A 15,026-nucleotide genomic window follows, 5' to 3' on the forward strand; every position below is an offset into this window, starting at 1 on the left:
ATCAGCACTTTGTCAGCAAATCGACCAAGACGCGTCCGAGACGCTGCACGTTTGGTCGCATCTCGCCCGCCTTCGGCCGTCTTCGCCCCAAGGGCTCCCGCCGGATCTCGCGCTTCACTACGCAAACCTTGGCGGAGGTGCTACCGCTCCTGCAAAGGAGACGTAGAATCGACTCGGGGGGAACGCTTACGGCACACGGCCGGACTCACGCTGCTGCCGCAGCCTTGCAGTCGCTAGACCGTTTGGCCATCCCACCTGGTTCTTTCCTCGCAAATGTGCGTTCATTTGCGGGGCTATCAGTGCAGCGGTGAGTTTGAGATGACCCAAGTCAAATCGGTTCGAGTAGCAGATCACAAAAAAATCGCCCTTCTTTCCTCAGCGCTGAAAAAGAGCGAGATAACCCTGCCACGGTTTGCGCCAGTCCTTGCTAACGACGAACTTATCGTCACAGGAAACACGAACCAAAAGATTTCATTAGCAGCGGCAGACTCAACCAAGGGTCTCATTCCGATCGTGCCCACATTTGAAATGAGTGAGCAGATCTCGATCGGGAACAAGAACGTCACCATAACCTTCACAGAGATCGACAGCCCTGAGAAGTACTCCGCCTACCAAATGCTCGAACGATTCCACTATCGTTCGAGCCCGCACTTGCTCGAACAGGACGAGGCTGGCGAGACCCTAGGGGGCGGCCGAAAGGCGGTGCTTCTCGTAAGTACCAATTTCGGAAAGAGGACGGAGTATCTGGGCTACATCGAGCTGGGAATGCCCTTGATGATGGTTGGACCAAGACACAGGGCCTTCGCGCGACCATTCAAGCATACAACGCGAGATGTTCAATGGTCGGAATGGAACCAACATAGCCTTAAGCAATATCTCAACCTTATTGTTCGCATTTCACGCGTGGTTACGCATCCGACCTTTCGTGGCATCGGTCTGGCAAAGCGGCTCGTACTGGCGGCCGAACAATTCGCAAGAGAGCGATGGCATGTCCAGCGTCGCCGCCCTCTGTTCATCGAAATTTCGGCGGAGATGCTCAACCACTTCGATTTCGTCTCTGGCGCAGGCTACACCTACTGCGGCAACTCAGATGGAAATCAGGCTCGCGTCGCCAAAGACATGCGCTCGATGCATAAGGGCCAAAAGATTACATCTGGAATCATGTCGCTCCAGAACAAGTACTACGCGGTTGTTTCCGAATTCGCTAGCTTGCAAGGAATCTCGATCGACGACGCTATTAGCGCAATCGAGGAAATCGCCTCTAGCAAATCGCCAGCAAAGCTCGTAGATGATCGCTCTTGGCTTTTGCTACGCAAAATCTTCCGGGAACCGAGACCCTACTACGTAAAGGGTCTCGATGAAGATTCCGAGAAGTATGTCCGCGGAATTATTCCTCCTCGCTCAAGCTCTCTCGATGACTCCACGCAGTACTTCGACTCTCGAATTGAAATTGGTGAATTGCACGTCTCGGCAAGTATCGACTTGCCGACTTCGAGCAATGTGAAAGCAATCAAGGATGCATTTGGGCTGGTTGGCAACACCGTAAAGCAGCGTCTGCTTCAAGTCTCGAGCTTCTCTGCGACAAGCGGGAATATTTTCCTGTTGACCGGGGCATCCGGAACTGGAAAGTCGATATTCCTTGACGTTTTGGGACTGAATGATCACCGTTTGCATCAAAATATTCGCGTAATGCATGAGCGCTTTTTGGTGCCCTCAACATCAAAGCTCGCAGTAATTCCACAAGAACAGGTGGTCATCGACTACTTCGCGGAGGAGTATGGGCTGTCCGCTTCAATTAAGGCGCTAGCCACGGTCGGCCTCTCTGAGGCAATACCGATGGTCAAACCTTTCTGGATGTTGAGCAAAGGCCAAAAGTATCGCGCACTACTCGCCGACCTAATTCTCCAGAAGAAGCGCGTATGGCTGCTGGATGAATTTGGCGCAGACCTAGACCCCGTAACGGCAGGGGTAATCGCGGCGAAGCTTCGCTCTCTTGCAGACCGAATGGGCGTCATCATCTTTGTTGCCGCGGCGAATAACGGGCATTTCTTCAAGGCACTTCGGGCAACACGTGTAATTAATTTCGACCTTGGTTCAGAACCGAGGATTCTAAAGACCCAGGAGTATGCGGATGAGTTTTTCGAGAAAGTTGAGTGACACATTCGGGCGCATTTTCGACTCCTCGCCATTTACGATTGAAGACCCGATCGTAAAGTTGGAATACGTGTCTCGAGGTAGCAATATCGTGGTTGGTCGAGGCCTCAAAGGTGAAGATCACAGCGAGCTTCTCTTCCTCGGAAAAGTGAGCGAGCAATGTAGCGCCGGAAAGTCCTATCTCAACTCGGACATCTACCTTGACACAACGTTTCCTCATGTCATCTACATCACGGGCACGCGAGGTAGCGGAAAGAGTTTCGACCTTGGTGTGATCATCGAGGGCATCAGCCCTCTCGCAAACTCTTCGACTATTCAGAACGAAGTTACGCCCATCACTTCGATTGTAATTGACACCCAGAGTCAATTCTGGACACTTGGCTATGAGCCAAATGGCGATATACCTGAGAATGCCGCGCAACTTGAGCAGCTAAAGAAGTGGAATCTAAAACCGAACAGGCTCGCGAAGCTGAAAGTATTTGTGCCACCCGGCACGGAGAAATTCTTGGGAACCGAGCAAGAGATCACCATTCGCCCGCGCGACGTCTTGCCCGAGGAGTGGTGTTCACTATTCGGGCTAGATCTGTACGGCCCGCAGGGGCACATCATTTCCGCTTCGATTGAGGCGTTCGAAGGCCAAGACTTTGGTATCAGCGACCTAATCGCCTACGTTGAGAACGATTCAAACTGGCCAAATTCCTCGGAGTCGTCGCGACGAGCGCTACTTTACAAACTAGAGGATTATCGGCGGACAAGACTGTTCGACGAGACCGGCAACGGTATCGAACAATTGCTGACGAAAGAACACTGCCACCTGTTGATGCTCCGGGATCTTCGCAATGAAGACAAGGCATTGATCACGGCAATCATCGCAAGGCAACTCTTCTCTGTAATGGGGAAGATGCACAGCAAGAAGAAGGTCGCGACCTTCTTTAATAAGACGTATGACGGCCCCGACCTACCAAGCAAGGTCTGGCTAATCATTGATGAGGCGCACGTAGTCGCCCCCTGCGACGCACCAAGCCCAGCTCGCACGGCCTTGATCGAGTACGTGAAGAGAGGTCGGGATGCTGGGCTTTCGCTCGTTCTGGCCACCCAGCAACCATCAGCGATCGATGATCGCATCCTCAGCCAGGTCAATCTGACAATTAATCACCGCTTGACCTTCCAAGCTGATATCAACTCCGCGACCAACCGCATCCCCACCAAGCCCGTCCAACGGATGAAGGTCTCGGGGCAGAGCTACACTGATTTCGGCGACATGATCCGTCTACTGGGGCCGGGCAATTCCTTTCTGAGTGACCACGGAACCAGCCGTGCACTTATGGTTCAAATTAGACCGAGAGTCACGGCACATGGTGGATATAGTCCAATCTAACGAAACAAAGCTTCTGATTCGTAAGATCGGCTACTCGGTCGGTCTCGAATCGACGCTTGCTCGCTATAAACAGCTGATCGATCTCTACGTTGCCGAGAAACAGCTTTCAGACCCAAGCTGGCGAAACCTCGTCACGACCGGCTTCAGGCGAGAACTCCCTGCCCGCAAGCACTTTGAAAACCTGTTCTCCGTACTCGGAATGTTTACGGTGGACAATGGCCGTCCAGTTCCTCAGACAATTCTTGATGTTGGGGCACTACTCAAGAACTACTACTCCAATGATCCCTTGGCGTTCGATCGAGCGATCCGGGCGGTTCTGCTCTACTCGATAACTTTGGCTGATGGAGAGCTGTTCGGCCTGTTGCTCTCGACAAGCTTTGACAAGTCAAAGTACGAGGAAGGGCTCGCTGAGTTCCGTCGATCGAAGCTGCGGATCTTCTACGAATCCTATAAGAACCAGTTCGATCGCGAAAAGTTGCACCAGATCATCGACTTCCAAGAGGTTGCAGCGGGAAGCGACGGCAAGGGTCATCAGGGCGCGCTTTCTGGCCCCTTCGCTCAAGCACGAAGGGTGACAAAAAGCAAAGATATCCAAGACTTTTCCGTATCCCTCTCCGCTGATTGGTTCAAGAAGGTCCCCGCGAGGCGCGAAGCCTGGGCCCAAGACTTGGGGCTTTTCGATGACGGCACTCACACAGAGTTTGGGCGCCGCTATCTCGAGGCTCTCCGCTCGTTTCTGCCTGCGGAAGATAGATCCAGCGCAATCGTTTTAATGCCTCTGGATACGGAAATGGAATCACGCCACGTCACGTGGGCGCTTGACGGGAAGTTCGTTGCGCCGCAAAGCATGCTCTTGCAAGCAATTAGCGCGACGTATCTACAAGCTGGCATAACCTCGACCTCGACCTCGGATTCGAGGAGTCTGGAAATTGAAAAGTTGGCTAGATGGGCACTAGATAATTACCAGAGGGCTGATACGCGATTCCAAATGCTTCGACGAGAGCTTCCGTACGTCATGTTTTCACTGTTCGCACTTGGAATCTGCGTCGCGAGCGACATTCAAATGACTGACCTGAAGTCCGATCTCGAAGGCCTCGCGCGGGAGAAGCGAAACATCTTGCTTCGACCATCGAGAGTCAGTGTCTATGGAATTTCGTTCTCGGGACATTAAGTAATGAAATCGGTACTCCTGCATCGTCAATTCGTAAACGACCTACTAGGAAATGGCGACGCCCATTTCGCCAAGAAGATATTCGGCCACGTTTATGCAGAAGCAGAAGGGATCGCCAACAATAAAGATGATCATCGCTACCATGGAATTGACAATGCATGGATCCGCTATGCAAGCAGAGGTCGCACGGCGTATCGGATTATCTACGTCGTAAGATCAGGCAGGCTTATCTTCTACCGATGCGGACAACACTCTGTGGAAGACAGCGTGGTCGATCCTCGCCTTGAGAGCGATGACCTCGTCGAACTGGAAGTCATTGAGGACGAAGTTGAGAACATGACAAAGCCACTCAGCATTCTGTCCACGAATCGGCAGCCGTACATCTATAGCGCCCTGTTAGGCAGACGCCTCATACCGAACAAATCTGTCTACCTAGTGAGCCCATTTATAGATCCAACAATTCTTGCGCGCGGACATCGCCTAGGACAAACGCTCGATTCTATTAGGGGCGACGGATCCGAAGTCATAGTGATTACATGCGCGGACCAGGTCGCCCAGTTCGGCAATCTACATAAGGATCTAGCAGCTCGCGGCATTGAGCTCGTCTTCCTACCTAAGCTGCACTCAAAGATCTATCTTTTCCTTACCGACACCGATCGTCAGCACATAACCGCGGCAACGCCGAGTTTAGGCATAATCGGATCATCAAACCTAACTGCCATGGGAATACCGGCAACACCTGACGCCGGAAACCTTGAGACGAACTACTCAGTCGCATCGTCGTCTATCAAGGACCTTGAGAACGTCGTTATTGAGTTCTATTCTAGGGCAAGAGACTACCGAACCACCCTAGTAAACACCAACAATCGCAGAATTAGGACAAGGTGATCGATTATGACTCCCGCAGATTTCTATAACGCTTGCAATCTGACTGAGAATCCATTCACAGAGAACCCTGCAGTTGCATCGCACGAGAAGGCATCGGTTTGGGTAGGCTATGAGAAGGAACAGGAGCGGCTGACACGCGTGCTTACGCAAGCACGATCCGACCAACTTGGAAGCACTCGCTTCTTCTTAATGTACGGCGGGTTCGGAACAGGCAAGTCACACGCTTTGCTCTGGGCGCAGAATCTCATCATGCACCAACGGCGAGATGAGTTTAATGCTTGCGCCTATTTCATTCGCTCGCTTAAGACCCAAGGCGGAAAGTTCTCTTTCCATAGGGCATTCCAAGAGTTCGTTATCAACCAGTCGGACCTGCTTGCCGACCTGGAAATGTTCTCGCACTTCTTGGAGGACCGCATCAGCCTCTATAAGCGTGAGCACGGAATTCCCAGCCACGAAGATCCCAAGAAGGTAATTACCCAGATCTTTGGATCCCCTGAGCTGGTGAATCTTGCAGTCAAACTGTACGAAGCCAACACTAAGAGCGAGTTGTCCGCAGCAATTCAAGTTAATGATGACTTCGACTCAGTACTTCGATTCACAAGCCTTGTAAAGCTCTTCACGTTCAACATTCCTTCTCCGACGGTTCCGGACAATCGCTTCAAGCGGGCTGTCTATCTTTTCATCGACGAACTCGACGACCTTATGGGCGCAAGCTCGAAGGAAGGCAGGCTGGTAAACGATCATCTTCGCCATCTGTACGACAGCTGCCAAGGGTGCTTCGGACTTGGGATCGCGATTTCGGCAGAATTGAGCGAACTCTCCGCGTTCTTCATGGACTATGTATTGACGCGCATCGACCGAATGATAGCCATGTCGCTTCTGGACAAGAAGCAGGCAGTCGATTTCATAAAGGGAATGCTCGCAACCCGCCGAGTTGCCGTCTCGGATCCCTTCTATCCGTTTACTGAGGAAACAGTCGAGCACCTTGTCGATCAGATTGTCCAACTGACTCCCCGCAAGCTGGTCAAGGCTATGTACGAAACGATCGAACAGCTCCGCATCGGCGGCTACAAGCCAAGCCCGGACAACTTGGTTACGCTCCAAGTACTGGATGACTTCGACATTATGGAAGAAGTAATTGAGTGCCTTTAATCGATTGAACTGTACGGACATGCAAATCTGAAGCTGCAATCATATTAGCGATAGCGAAGCCCAGGGGGAGGGAAATCGCGTTGCATTCCACAGTTCTAACAGGGCGATACAGCATCGCCCCGCTCACTTGGCTCATTCGCCACGACTTGCTTTGTGAATTCTCAAGCCACTTTTTTCAGTGGCTTGAGTCTCTCGGAGCGGCGTCACACGAGTTCGATATAGATGGGTATCTAGACGATCTCGATCCCGGATACGAGTCAATCGACATTTGTGGCCGCAGCATAGACGTGGAGAAGCTTGCTGCCCACCTAACTCAATTGCACGCGTCGCTTCTTTCAGCCGAGAGCGACGTGGAGATCCTTGAACCCCTGTGGATTGCAGAGTCTCTAGGATCATGGTCTAAAAAAACTCAAGCCGTACTCACCACGGACTTGGGGGAGGTTTTTGTATCCAACTGGAAGTTTGATCAAGCGATGCGCGCTGACTCTGCGCCCATGCTCGCGTTCGTCGCGCATCTTCGCGAACCCGTGCTGTCGCCCGACTCGTTAAGTTATGCCCAGCTGATCCAAGCAATTGACAAGACCCTCTCTGGGGTTACATCGATCGCCGAGGTTGTTGATCGATTGCGTCAACAAGGCATTCGAATTTCTCGCGCCCTGCTTACGTCCGTCATACGAAACGAATGCCGATACCTGCTGGTCTACACCGGCGGAGCGCTCTGCGCCAACAAGGCAGAAGACGCATTGAAGGCATGGCGTCTGGCTGCAGCGCTATTTGATACGAGCGAATACCTGAAGAGCACTGGCTTGGGGTTTGATGGCAAGTCCTTCTGGCAAACGTCCTATACAGTTGATTCATCTGGCATCAAGAAATTTTTCGACTTCCACCAACGAGGAATAGCGTGGGGTGAATTCGACTGGCTGGAGATATGCCTGAAGCTCAGTCATATACATTCAAATGAGAGCAGCCGCACGCAGGGAATTCCAACCGCAGTACATCGCTTTATTGTGGACTGGATTGTTGCGCACGGAAGGATTTGGAGAACCGCAGACTCAGAAAGAACACTTGGCCGCAGTTTCGAGTTCGATCCGGAGGATGTGTCTCCGGGACGGCTGATGGTCTACGGGAACTCAGAGGCTGGGCGGCACGGCAGCGGCTCTCTTGTTGTCAGAGAAATGGTGTCAAGGGGCAAACAGTTCCCTGGCTTGATCCACAGCTCAAGAATCGCCACGCCGTTCGAGGAAGTAACGATCTCGGTCAACGCTCGCGAGGTTGATTCAATTCTTCGCGCCCAATCGAGTTTCGCCACATATGGCCTGACCCATGTGGATGACCTAGCGGAGCACCTTTTGCGAATGCGGGGCCATTCCGTTCTCCCGTATACGTTGAAGCTTTCTCGCTTAGCGTGCGCGTCGCTTCTTCCAGCCGTTGTTTATCAAGTCGGAAGAGGGCTATTAGTCGACCAAGCATTTGGCGATTCGCTGGTTGACGTTAGCACTATCGATCAAAGGCGAAGACGCATTATCGACCACTTTGCTTCGTTGGGCATTGGCAGACATCAGTTGCGTGAGAGCCTGTCTCAGCGAGTTGCCAACGCCCTTTTCGGCTGAGATGTCGCTACTTGGCCGTCAATTTGGTGTGCAGTGCTCGCTGTCTCTGCGCCACGTCTGAGGTAGATGAGATTTTTCATCTTCTCTAGCGCCATGCGTAAGTCAGAACACAGCGATTGCCTCGATTGCCCTTGGATCCGTCCAAGATGGGTTCATACAAAATGCACGGAAATATTTGGAGCCCCCCCCTCTTTAGAGCCTTCTTGAAACTATTAGTTGACCGCCGAGCGTTCCTGACTTGTTCCGCTAGGCGGACTCAACGCCACCTCGTACAGATCGGGTCGCGACCCTACCCCTCCGATGTAGCACCGTTTACGGATTCTCCGCAGTAGGCCGCAGTTCACAAGCTCAGCCCGCGCTGCGTAGAACGTCTCGCGGCGGGTGAACTCGAATGGGAAGTCGCTGAACGAAAGCGCGATGTCGCCATTATTTTCGCCGTTGTAGCGACGGTAGGCGGCTGCAGCAAGGGTCCTAGCCGCGTGGGAGAGCTGGCGATAGGCCGCGGAGTCAAAGATGCGCAGCGGCAAATTCAAGAAGCCGGACGGGCCATGTCGCACCGCGCTGTCCACGATAGCGTCCACTTCGGTGGCGCACAGCGGCACGGCGCACTTCGTCGCATTGACGGCTTGGACTCGCGTGAGCACCTGGTCAGGTCCGAAGCCCTTGTTAACGAAAGCGTGGGCCAGTTGAAAGAGAGTGGAGTTTCGCTCTCCCTCGGGGATAGATCCATCGACTAGGGCTAGGCTGCGCGCAGGCGGAGCTGCGGCCTTGCTCGGCCCTCCGAATGCGGCGACGACTTCGTCGCGGCTATACCGTGGATGGCTGTAAAGCTCCAACAGCTCGCACAGTACTGGTTCGCGCCTGCAGTGAAATGACCCCGGCAGGCGCATGACCCGCCCCAAGTCGGAAACCTTGATGTCACCACCAAAAGCTATTGCCATCGCCTGTTGTGCGGATTGAACTCATGCAGTTCCATGCCCTGCACTAGCCAGTAGGCGTGGTATTTGCCGGGGGAGCTGGTGACGATCGCATGGGGCTGAATTGGACCCGAAAGCACCGGCTCTAGCGGCGCGCCATCGAGGTCAACGAACAGCGAGCGAACGGCTAGGACGTTTGCCCCACTCCGCCCACGGCCATCTCCTTCGTTGACCATGAAGTTGATGCTTGCAGCGTCCCGATTGAGGGCGGCTAGGCATCGGCGTGCTGAGCCAGACTGCCGTGGAAGACCCTCGTCAGCCCCTTGCGATTGCGCCCGGTGTTAGCGAAGGTCTGGAATGAAATGCGGGAATTGCCCGCGATGGCGGCAATCAGCCGCCCTCCGTCCGCCAGAAGACTGGCGGCGGACAGGTTTTGAAGTGACATTGGGAACTCCCGGGCCTGAATCGGCCCGGTTTCTTGTTGTGTCGAGCATCTGCCCGACGTTATTCGCTTGGAGGACTCGCCGGCAGGTCGTGATTGCCGATACGCAAGTCCTCCAAGAGATAGGCAATGAACATCATCAAGGCGCGCTGCGAAGCGTATAGGCGCTTCAAAGTGTCCTCGGCCAACGAATGGCATTGCCACTCGCTTTCCTCTCTGGCTAGGGCGCACCGATATTGTTCCGCCTCGAGAACGTCATTGACACCTTCTAGGCCATGATGGGCACGAGCCAATCGCTGGATTGTCTCGATGACCTCCGAGGCTAGCCCGGAGTTGCGCCATCGGTCTTGGTGCATCTGAAACCCACTGATGGCGCGCTGTAGCGACATGTAGTTAACAAGGTGCGGCATTACTCAGCCCCTTATGTCTGGCGGCAGAGTTCCTGATCATCCAACAGCTTGGCGAGCGAGTACGTCGGAAAATCACCCTCCCACCCTCGTAGATGACCCGTGGCATAAATGCCCTCTGGCATACGTAGCTCGCGACGAATTAACGGCAGTTGCTTGCCTAGGAAAAAGGTCAATTCGCGCGCAATCTCGTCTGCGCGCACTTCCGAGAGGACAGGATTGATGCAGAGAACGCCAGAGCGCACTGCGTCACTGAAGGAGTTCAGCCACATCACTGCCCGAAGAGCGGCAATCTTGCGGGCAAGTCGTTTGGAGGTAGCCATTAGGCACCTCCCTTGCGCGTTGCGCGGGCGATGTAGGCTGCTAGACCTTTCGGAGTGAGCATTCGACGGCGGCCCAGCTTGACCAAGGGGAGGTCACCCGACCCAATCGCCTTGTAGAAGCGCGAGCGTGAGATGGAGAGGAGGGTCAACGCCTCGTCCACCGAGTACATCAGTTTCTTCATGTTGTTTTTCTCGTTGGTCCTGCCGGCGGTTCCTCCTTCGCGACCCCATGTAGCCAATTCATGTACTTCCGACGCGTTCAATTTCCCAGATCAGGGAATTACGCTCAAGTGGTTGATTCTATTTGTAATTTATTTTTATTCAGCTATCATTTAATAATGGATTTGCGCCGCAACGCTCGACGCTTCACGAGAGCTGCGACCGCCTCGGCCTTGTGTGACGGCGCGAGATGAGCGTAACGCAGCGTCATCTCGATTTCGCTGTGCCCGAGCAACTCACGTACGGTGTTGAGTGCGACACCTGCCATGACTAGGTTGCTGGCGAACGTGTGCCGAAGGTCGTGGAAGCGGAAGTCCGCAATCTTGGCTGTATCGAGCACGCCGCTCCACGCCTTCGAGAACGACCCCACGTCGAACAGCTTGCCACGGTCCCCGTTGTGCTTCTTGAGGTTGCGCAAGACTGCCATTGCCTCGGAGTTGAGCGGGATGTGCCGTGTCTCGCCCGACTTGGCATATCCCGCACGCACCGTCAACACCTTGTTGGGCATGTCGATGTCGTCCCACGTCAGCGCCTTCAACTCACCCCGACGCATTCCTGTGTTCAGCGCAAGAAGCACGATAGGCATCAGGTTGTCTGAGTAGCCGGCGACGGCTGGCAGCAGCTCTTTCCCGCGCGCTTCTCTCCACTTGTTGCCGCTGTCCCGGCGCTGCTTAGCGGTCCGTTCCCGCGCGTCCAGCGCGGCCCTAAGCCCCTTTTCTTCCTTCTTGCTGAGAAAGCGCACCCGATTCTCGATGCCGCGCTTGATGCGCTTGACCCCGCGGAGGGGGTTGTCGGGCAACAGCTTCCATTCCACTGCCTGAAACAGGGCCGCCTTCAATCGGTCGAGATCTCGATTTACCGTCGAGGGGTGAATCCCGGCGCTGATTCGCCTAGTCTTGATTTCATCCCAGTCGGCCTTGCTGATGCTGGCCAGCGGCTTGCGGAACAGTTCTCCAAACTGGGCGGTGATTGCCGCGAGAGTGTCCCCGCCTGCCTTGCGAGTCGCGAGGATGTAGGGGCCGTACCGCTCGCTGATGAAGTCGCCGAAGGTGAGGTTCTTGCCCAACTCGGAGTTTGCGGCATCCAGCGGAGCGCCATGCTCGGCAACCTCTCCGAGGATCCTCCTAGCGGCGGTGCGAGCACCTTCTAGCGTCATGACGCCATTGGTCCCGAGGGCCAAGGACTTATTCCTGCCCCAGTGCACCTCGTAGGTGCTCCGTCCGCTAGGGAGCACACGGAGAGCCAACCCCGGCACCTTGGCATCCCACAGCCGGTAGGGGCTGGCCTTTGGCTTGACGCCTTCGACCATGATCTTGGTGAGGGTCTGGCGTCTTATCTGGGGCATCCTAGGCCTCTGTCAGCATCTTGTCAGCAAAATCCAACATACCGAGGAATGCGGGAAGGCGCCCGGAGACGCCAATCTAAGGGCATCATCGTGAACGCCCAGAAGCCATTTTATCACGTTTCTACGTTCTGGACGTAGAGGTCGCAGGTTCGAATCCTGTCTCCCCGACCAAATCATTCGTACGAAAAAGCCGGCCTCGCGCCGGCTTTTTCGTTTGCGCGCTTTTTCGTTTGCTCGCTTTTAGTCTGCACGTTTCGACGCAAGCCATCGTCCCTGGCGCCGCGCCGGCTCGACGCCGTCCGTGGCGTCGCGTTTCCCGACAACGCCGTCCGTGGCGTCGCGTTTCCCGACAACGCCGTCCGTGGCATTGCGCTCCGTCGGCGCCGTCCGTGGCCTCATGTTCCCTGCGACGCCGTCCGTGGCGCCGGATCCGGATAAGACGCCGTCCCTGGCGCCAGACTCCCTGTGCGCCCTCCGTGGCATCGCGCTCCCTGAACGCCGTCCGTGGCGCCGCCCGCGATGGACGCCATCCGTGGCGTCGGTTCCCTGCGCGCCGTCCGTGGCACCGCGCTCCCTGGACGCCGTCCCTGGCGTCGCCTGCGACACGAGACCGTCCGTGGCGCCAGGCTCCGTGCGCGCCGTCCATGGCATCGCGTTCCCCGGGACGCCATCCATGGCGCCGCCTGCGATAACACGCCGTCCTTGGCGCTACGCTCCGTAAGAAACGCCGTCCGTGGCGTCGGGCTCCAGCCGGCGAATGCGCGATTCCGTGCGCTGGATTCGCCGGAGCGACGGCCGCAGCCCGCAGCCTCGCCTCAAACCCGCGTCGCGCCGGCGCGGATGACGCGCTCGACCCGATGCACCCGCACGCTGGCGCACGCGCGCGACGCTTCGGCGCACGCCGGCGCCGGGGTCAGGCCGGCGGCGGCGAGCAAGGCCGGCCAGTCGCGCGCCGGCGCGTCGTCGCGCACCGCGAACAACAACTCGCCGTCGGCCGCCAGCCACCCGGCGGCGGTGGCCAGCACCGGGCGCGGATCGGCGCCGCCGTCGAGCGCGGTATCGGCCAGGATCAGATCGAAGCGCCCGCGCAACGCGGCGGCGTCGGCGACGATGCCGCGCGGATCGAACACGACGCTGCGCAGGTACGGCCGGCCAGCGCCGAAGCGCGCGGCGACCAGCGCGGCGCGGAACGGCGACGCGTCGGCATAGACGAACTCCACCCCATCGCCGGCGGCATCGAGCGCCGGCAACGCGCGCTCGACGCCTTCGCCGTGACCGTCGCCGAGTTCGAGCACGCGCAACGGCCGGCCGGCGCGACTGCGCAGCGCCTGGGCCAGCGCCTCGGCCAGCAGCCGCCGGTGCTCGCCGTCGCGGCGCGCGCGCGCGTCGAGCGCGGCGAACGCGGTCGCGGCATCGGCCGGCGCTGCGTCCTCGTCGCGGATGCGTGCGACACCGGTCGGCACAGCGCCCCCCCAGGCCTGGCCGGACGGCAGCGCCGCCCGCATCGCGACGAGTTCCTGCTCCAGTTGCGCCATCGCCACGCCGCCGGCATCGCGAAAACCGAAGGTCCCGGTCGATCCGCCGGTCCAGGCCATGCGCGCCGCGCCGTGGCCGCTGGCGAATCCCTCGCGCATCGCGGTGCCGCTTGCGTCGCGCTGGCCGCGCGCGCGGCGCGCGCCTTCGCCGGCGGCCGCGCGCAGCCCGGGCGACGGCGACGAACCCGGCGCGGCGCCCATGGCCGATGCCAGCAACGCCGGCACCGCCACCAGCGACGGCCGTCGCCGCGGCCGCGCCGCCGCGGCGAAAGGAAGTGGCGGCACGGCCGAGTCCAAGCGCGCCTCCCCGCGCGCCCGCGACGCCGGCCGTGCCGCGCGAAACTGCTCGATCGATCCGATCAGGACCGGCGCCGGCCCCGGCTCCTCGAAGCGGTCCACGCCCGCATCCAGCAGGTAGCCGAGCGAATCGGTCCAACGCACCGCGGCGGCGATCTGCGCCGCCAGCACTTGCGCCTCGCGGCCGCGCGCGTACGGCGCGGCTTCGAGGTTGGACACCACCGCGAACGCCAGCGGCGCGAACTCCACCGCCGCCAGCGCGCGCGCGAACTGCGCGGCGGCCGCGCGCATGTGCCGCGAATGGAAGGCGCCGCTCGCGCGCAGCGGCATCACCCGCGCGCCGCGCGCGCGCAACCGCGCCGCGGCCCGCGCCATCGCCGCCGCGCCGCCGGCGATGGTCTGCTGCGCCGGCGCGTCGTAACCGGCGATGTCGATCGCCTCGTCTTCGTCGCCGTCGCCGTCGGCGCCGATCGCCGTCAGTTCGTCGCGCAGCCGCTGCGCGTCCCAGCCGATCACCGCCGCCATCCGCCCGCCGCCGGCCGCGGCCATTAGCCGGCCGCGCTCGGCGGCCAGGCTCAGCCCGGTCTGGAAATCGAAGGCGCCGGCGGCGTGCAGCGCGTTGCACTCGCCCAGCCCGCGCCCGAGCGCGAACGCCGGCGCGGCGCCGTGCGCATCGGCCCATTCGCGCCACGCCAGCGCGTTGGCCGCGAACAGCACCGGCTGGACATAAGCCGTGTGTTCGAGCCATTCGCACTCCGCCGCCTCGGCCAGCGAGTACCCGAGCGCTTCCTCGGCCAGACGCAGCGCCGGCCGGTGGCGGGCGAACAACGCGCGGCCCAGGCCCTTGCGCTGCGCCGCCTGACCGGGGAAGACCACAGCGAGTGGTTGCGTGAACGCGTGCATCGAACGGTCCGGAGGGGCCTGCGGCGGGCGAGCCGGCGGACCGCGCGCTGCGGCCGCGCGAAGGTACGCCAGGGTTTCCAGACAGTTCGCAGGACGGCGGCCGAACCCGTCATGCCGTCGCCGTTCGGGTTCGCGCGTCGGCGTTCAGGGCATTCAGCGTGACGGTCGTCGCATATCGAGTGGGGTTCGCCCGTAGCGGGCCGCGCCGCCCGCCGCGGCGGGAGCGGCCGCAGGCGGGGCCGGCCGGCCCCGCGCCCCGCCTCGCCCCGGGCTGCGTTGGTGCTG

The 15,026-nt window shown here is 58.4% G+C and carries 12 protein-coding genes; 6 read left to right on the forward strand and 6 right to left on the reverse strand.

Annotation, left to right across the window (positions count from 1 at the left end):
- Positions 1 to 318 precede the first annotated feature (318 nt).
- From JHW41_RS15740 to JHW41_RS15765, 6 genes are all read left to right on the forward strand, one after another.
- Positions 319 to 2,157: a GNAT family N-acetyltransferase gene (locus JHW41_RS15740; RefSeq protein ID WP_250443279.1), complete on the forward strand. Its 1,839-nt coding sequence runs from the start codon at positions 319 to 321 to the stop codon at positions 2,155 to 2,157.
- A complete protein-coding gene (locus JHW41_RS15745) occupies positions 2,132 to 3,532 on the forward strand; it encodes an ATP-binding protein (RefSeq protein ID WP_250443281.1) in 1,401 nt (466 codons plus the stop codon). The genes JHW41_RS15740 and JHW41_RS15745 overlap by 26 nt, the downstream gene beginning before the upstream one ends.
- Positions 3,510 to 4,703 carry a hypothetical protein gene (locus JHW41_RS15750; RefSeq protein ID WP_250443284.1) on the forward strand — a complete coding sequence of 398 codons (1,194 nt, stop codon included), beginning with the start codon at positions 3,510 to 3,512 and terminating at the stop codon, positions 4,701 to 4,703. The genes JHW41_RS15745 and JHW41_RS15750 overlap by 23 nt, the downstream gene beginning before the upstream one ends.
- A gap of 3 nt (positions 4,704 to 4,706) precedes the next feature.
- Complete coding sequence (locus tag JHW41_RS15755; RefSeq protein WP_250443287.1) at positions 4,707 to 5,591, forward strand: hypothetical protein; 885 nt, start codon at positions 4,707 to 4,709, stop codon at positions 5,589 to 5,591.
- A 6-nt stretch (positions 5,592 to 5,597) separates the two neighbouring features.
- On the forward strand, positions 5,598 to 6,743 hold the full coding sequence (locus tag JHW41_RS15760) for a hypothetical protein (RefSeq protein ID WP_250443289.1): 1,146 nt from the start codon (positions 5,598 to 5,600) through the stop codon (positions 6,741 to 6,743).
- 80 nt (positions 6,744 to 6,823) lie between these two features.
- Positions 6,824 to 8,353 (forward strand): hypothetical protein, encoded by a 1,530-nt coding sequence (locus JHW41_RS15765; protein ID WP_250443292.1) that lies wholly within the window; start codon positions 6,824 to 6,826, stop codon positions 8,351 to 8,353.
- Positions 8,354 to 8,565: 212 nt separating this feature from the next.
- Here JHW41_RS15765 and JHW41_RS15770 read toward each other — a convergent pair whose 3' ends face one another.
- The 6 genes from JHW41_RS15770 to JHW41_RS15795 form a co-directional block, all read right to left on the reverse strand.
- Positions 8,566 to 9,294 (reverse strand): primase alpha helix C-terminal domain-containing protein, encoded by a 729-nt coding sequence (locus tag JHW41_RS15770; RefSeq protein ID WP_343226557.1) that lies wholly within the window; start codon positions 9,292 to 9,294, stop codon positions 8,566 to 8,568.
- Positions 9,295 to 9,541: 247 nt separating this feature from the next.
- A complete protein-coding gene (locus JHW41_RS15775) occupies positions 9,542 to 9,715 on the reverse strand; it encodes a hypothetical protein (RefSeq protein WP_250443294.1) in 174 nt (57 codons plus the stop codon).
- A 418-nt stretch (positions 9,716 to 10,133) separates the two neighbouring features.
- Positions 10,134 to 10,442, reverse strand: a complete 309-nt coding sequence (locus JHW41_RS15780) for a hypothetical protein (RefSeq protein ID WP_250443297.1) — start codon at positions 10,440 to 10,442, stop codon at positions 10,134 to 10,136.
- Positions 10,442 to 10,624, reverse strand: coding sequence for a helix-turn-helix domain-containing protein (locus JHW41_RS15785; RefSeq protein ID WP_250443300.1), 183 nt, complete (start codon positions 10,622 to 10,624; stop codon positions 10,442 to 10,444). The genes JHW41_RS15780 and JHW41_RS15785 overlap by 1 nt, the downstream gene beginning before the upstream one ends.
- A 146-nt stretch (positions 10,625 to 10,770) precedes the next feature.
- Positions 10,771 to 12,006, reverse strand: a complete 1,236-nt coding sequence (locus tag JHW41_RS15790; RefSeq protein ID WP_250443302.1) for a site-specific integrase — start codon at positions 12,004 to 12,006, stop codon at positions 10,771 to 10,773.
- Between the two features lie 815 nt (positions 12,007 to 12,821).
- Complete coding sequence (locus JHW41_RS15795) at positions 12,822 to 14,741, reverse strand: acyltransferase domain-containing protein (protein WP_250443304.1); 1,920 nt, start codon at positions 14,739 to 14,741, stop codon at positions 12,822 to 12,824.
- Positions 14,742 to 15,026: the final 285 nt, after the last annotated feature.

The sequence above is a fragment of the Lysobacter enzymogenes genome (genome assembly GCF_023617245.1).
In the GTDB taxonomy this organism is placed as follows: Bacteria; Pseudomonadota; Gammaproteobacteria; order Xanthomonadales; family Xanthomonadaceae; genus Lysobacter; species Lysobacter yananisis.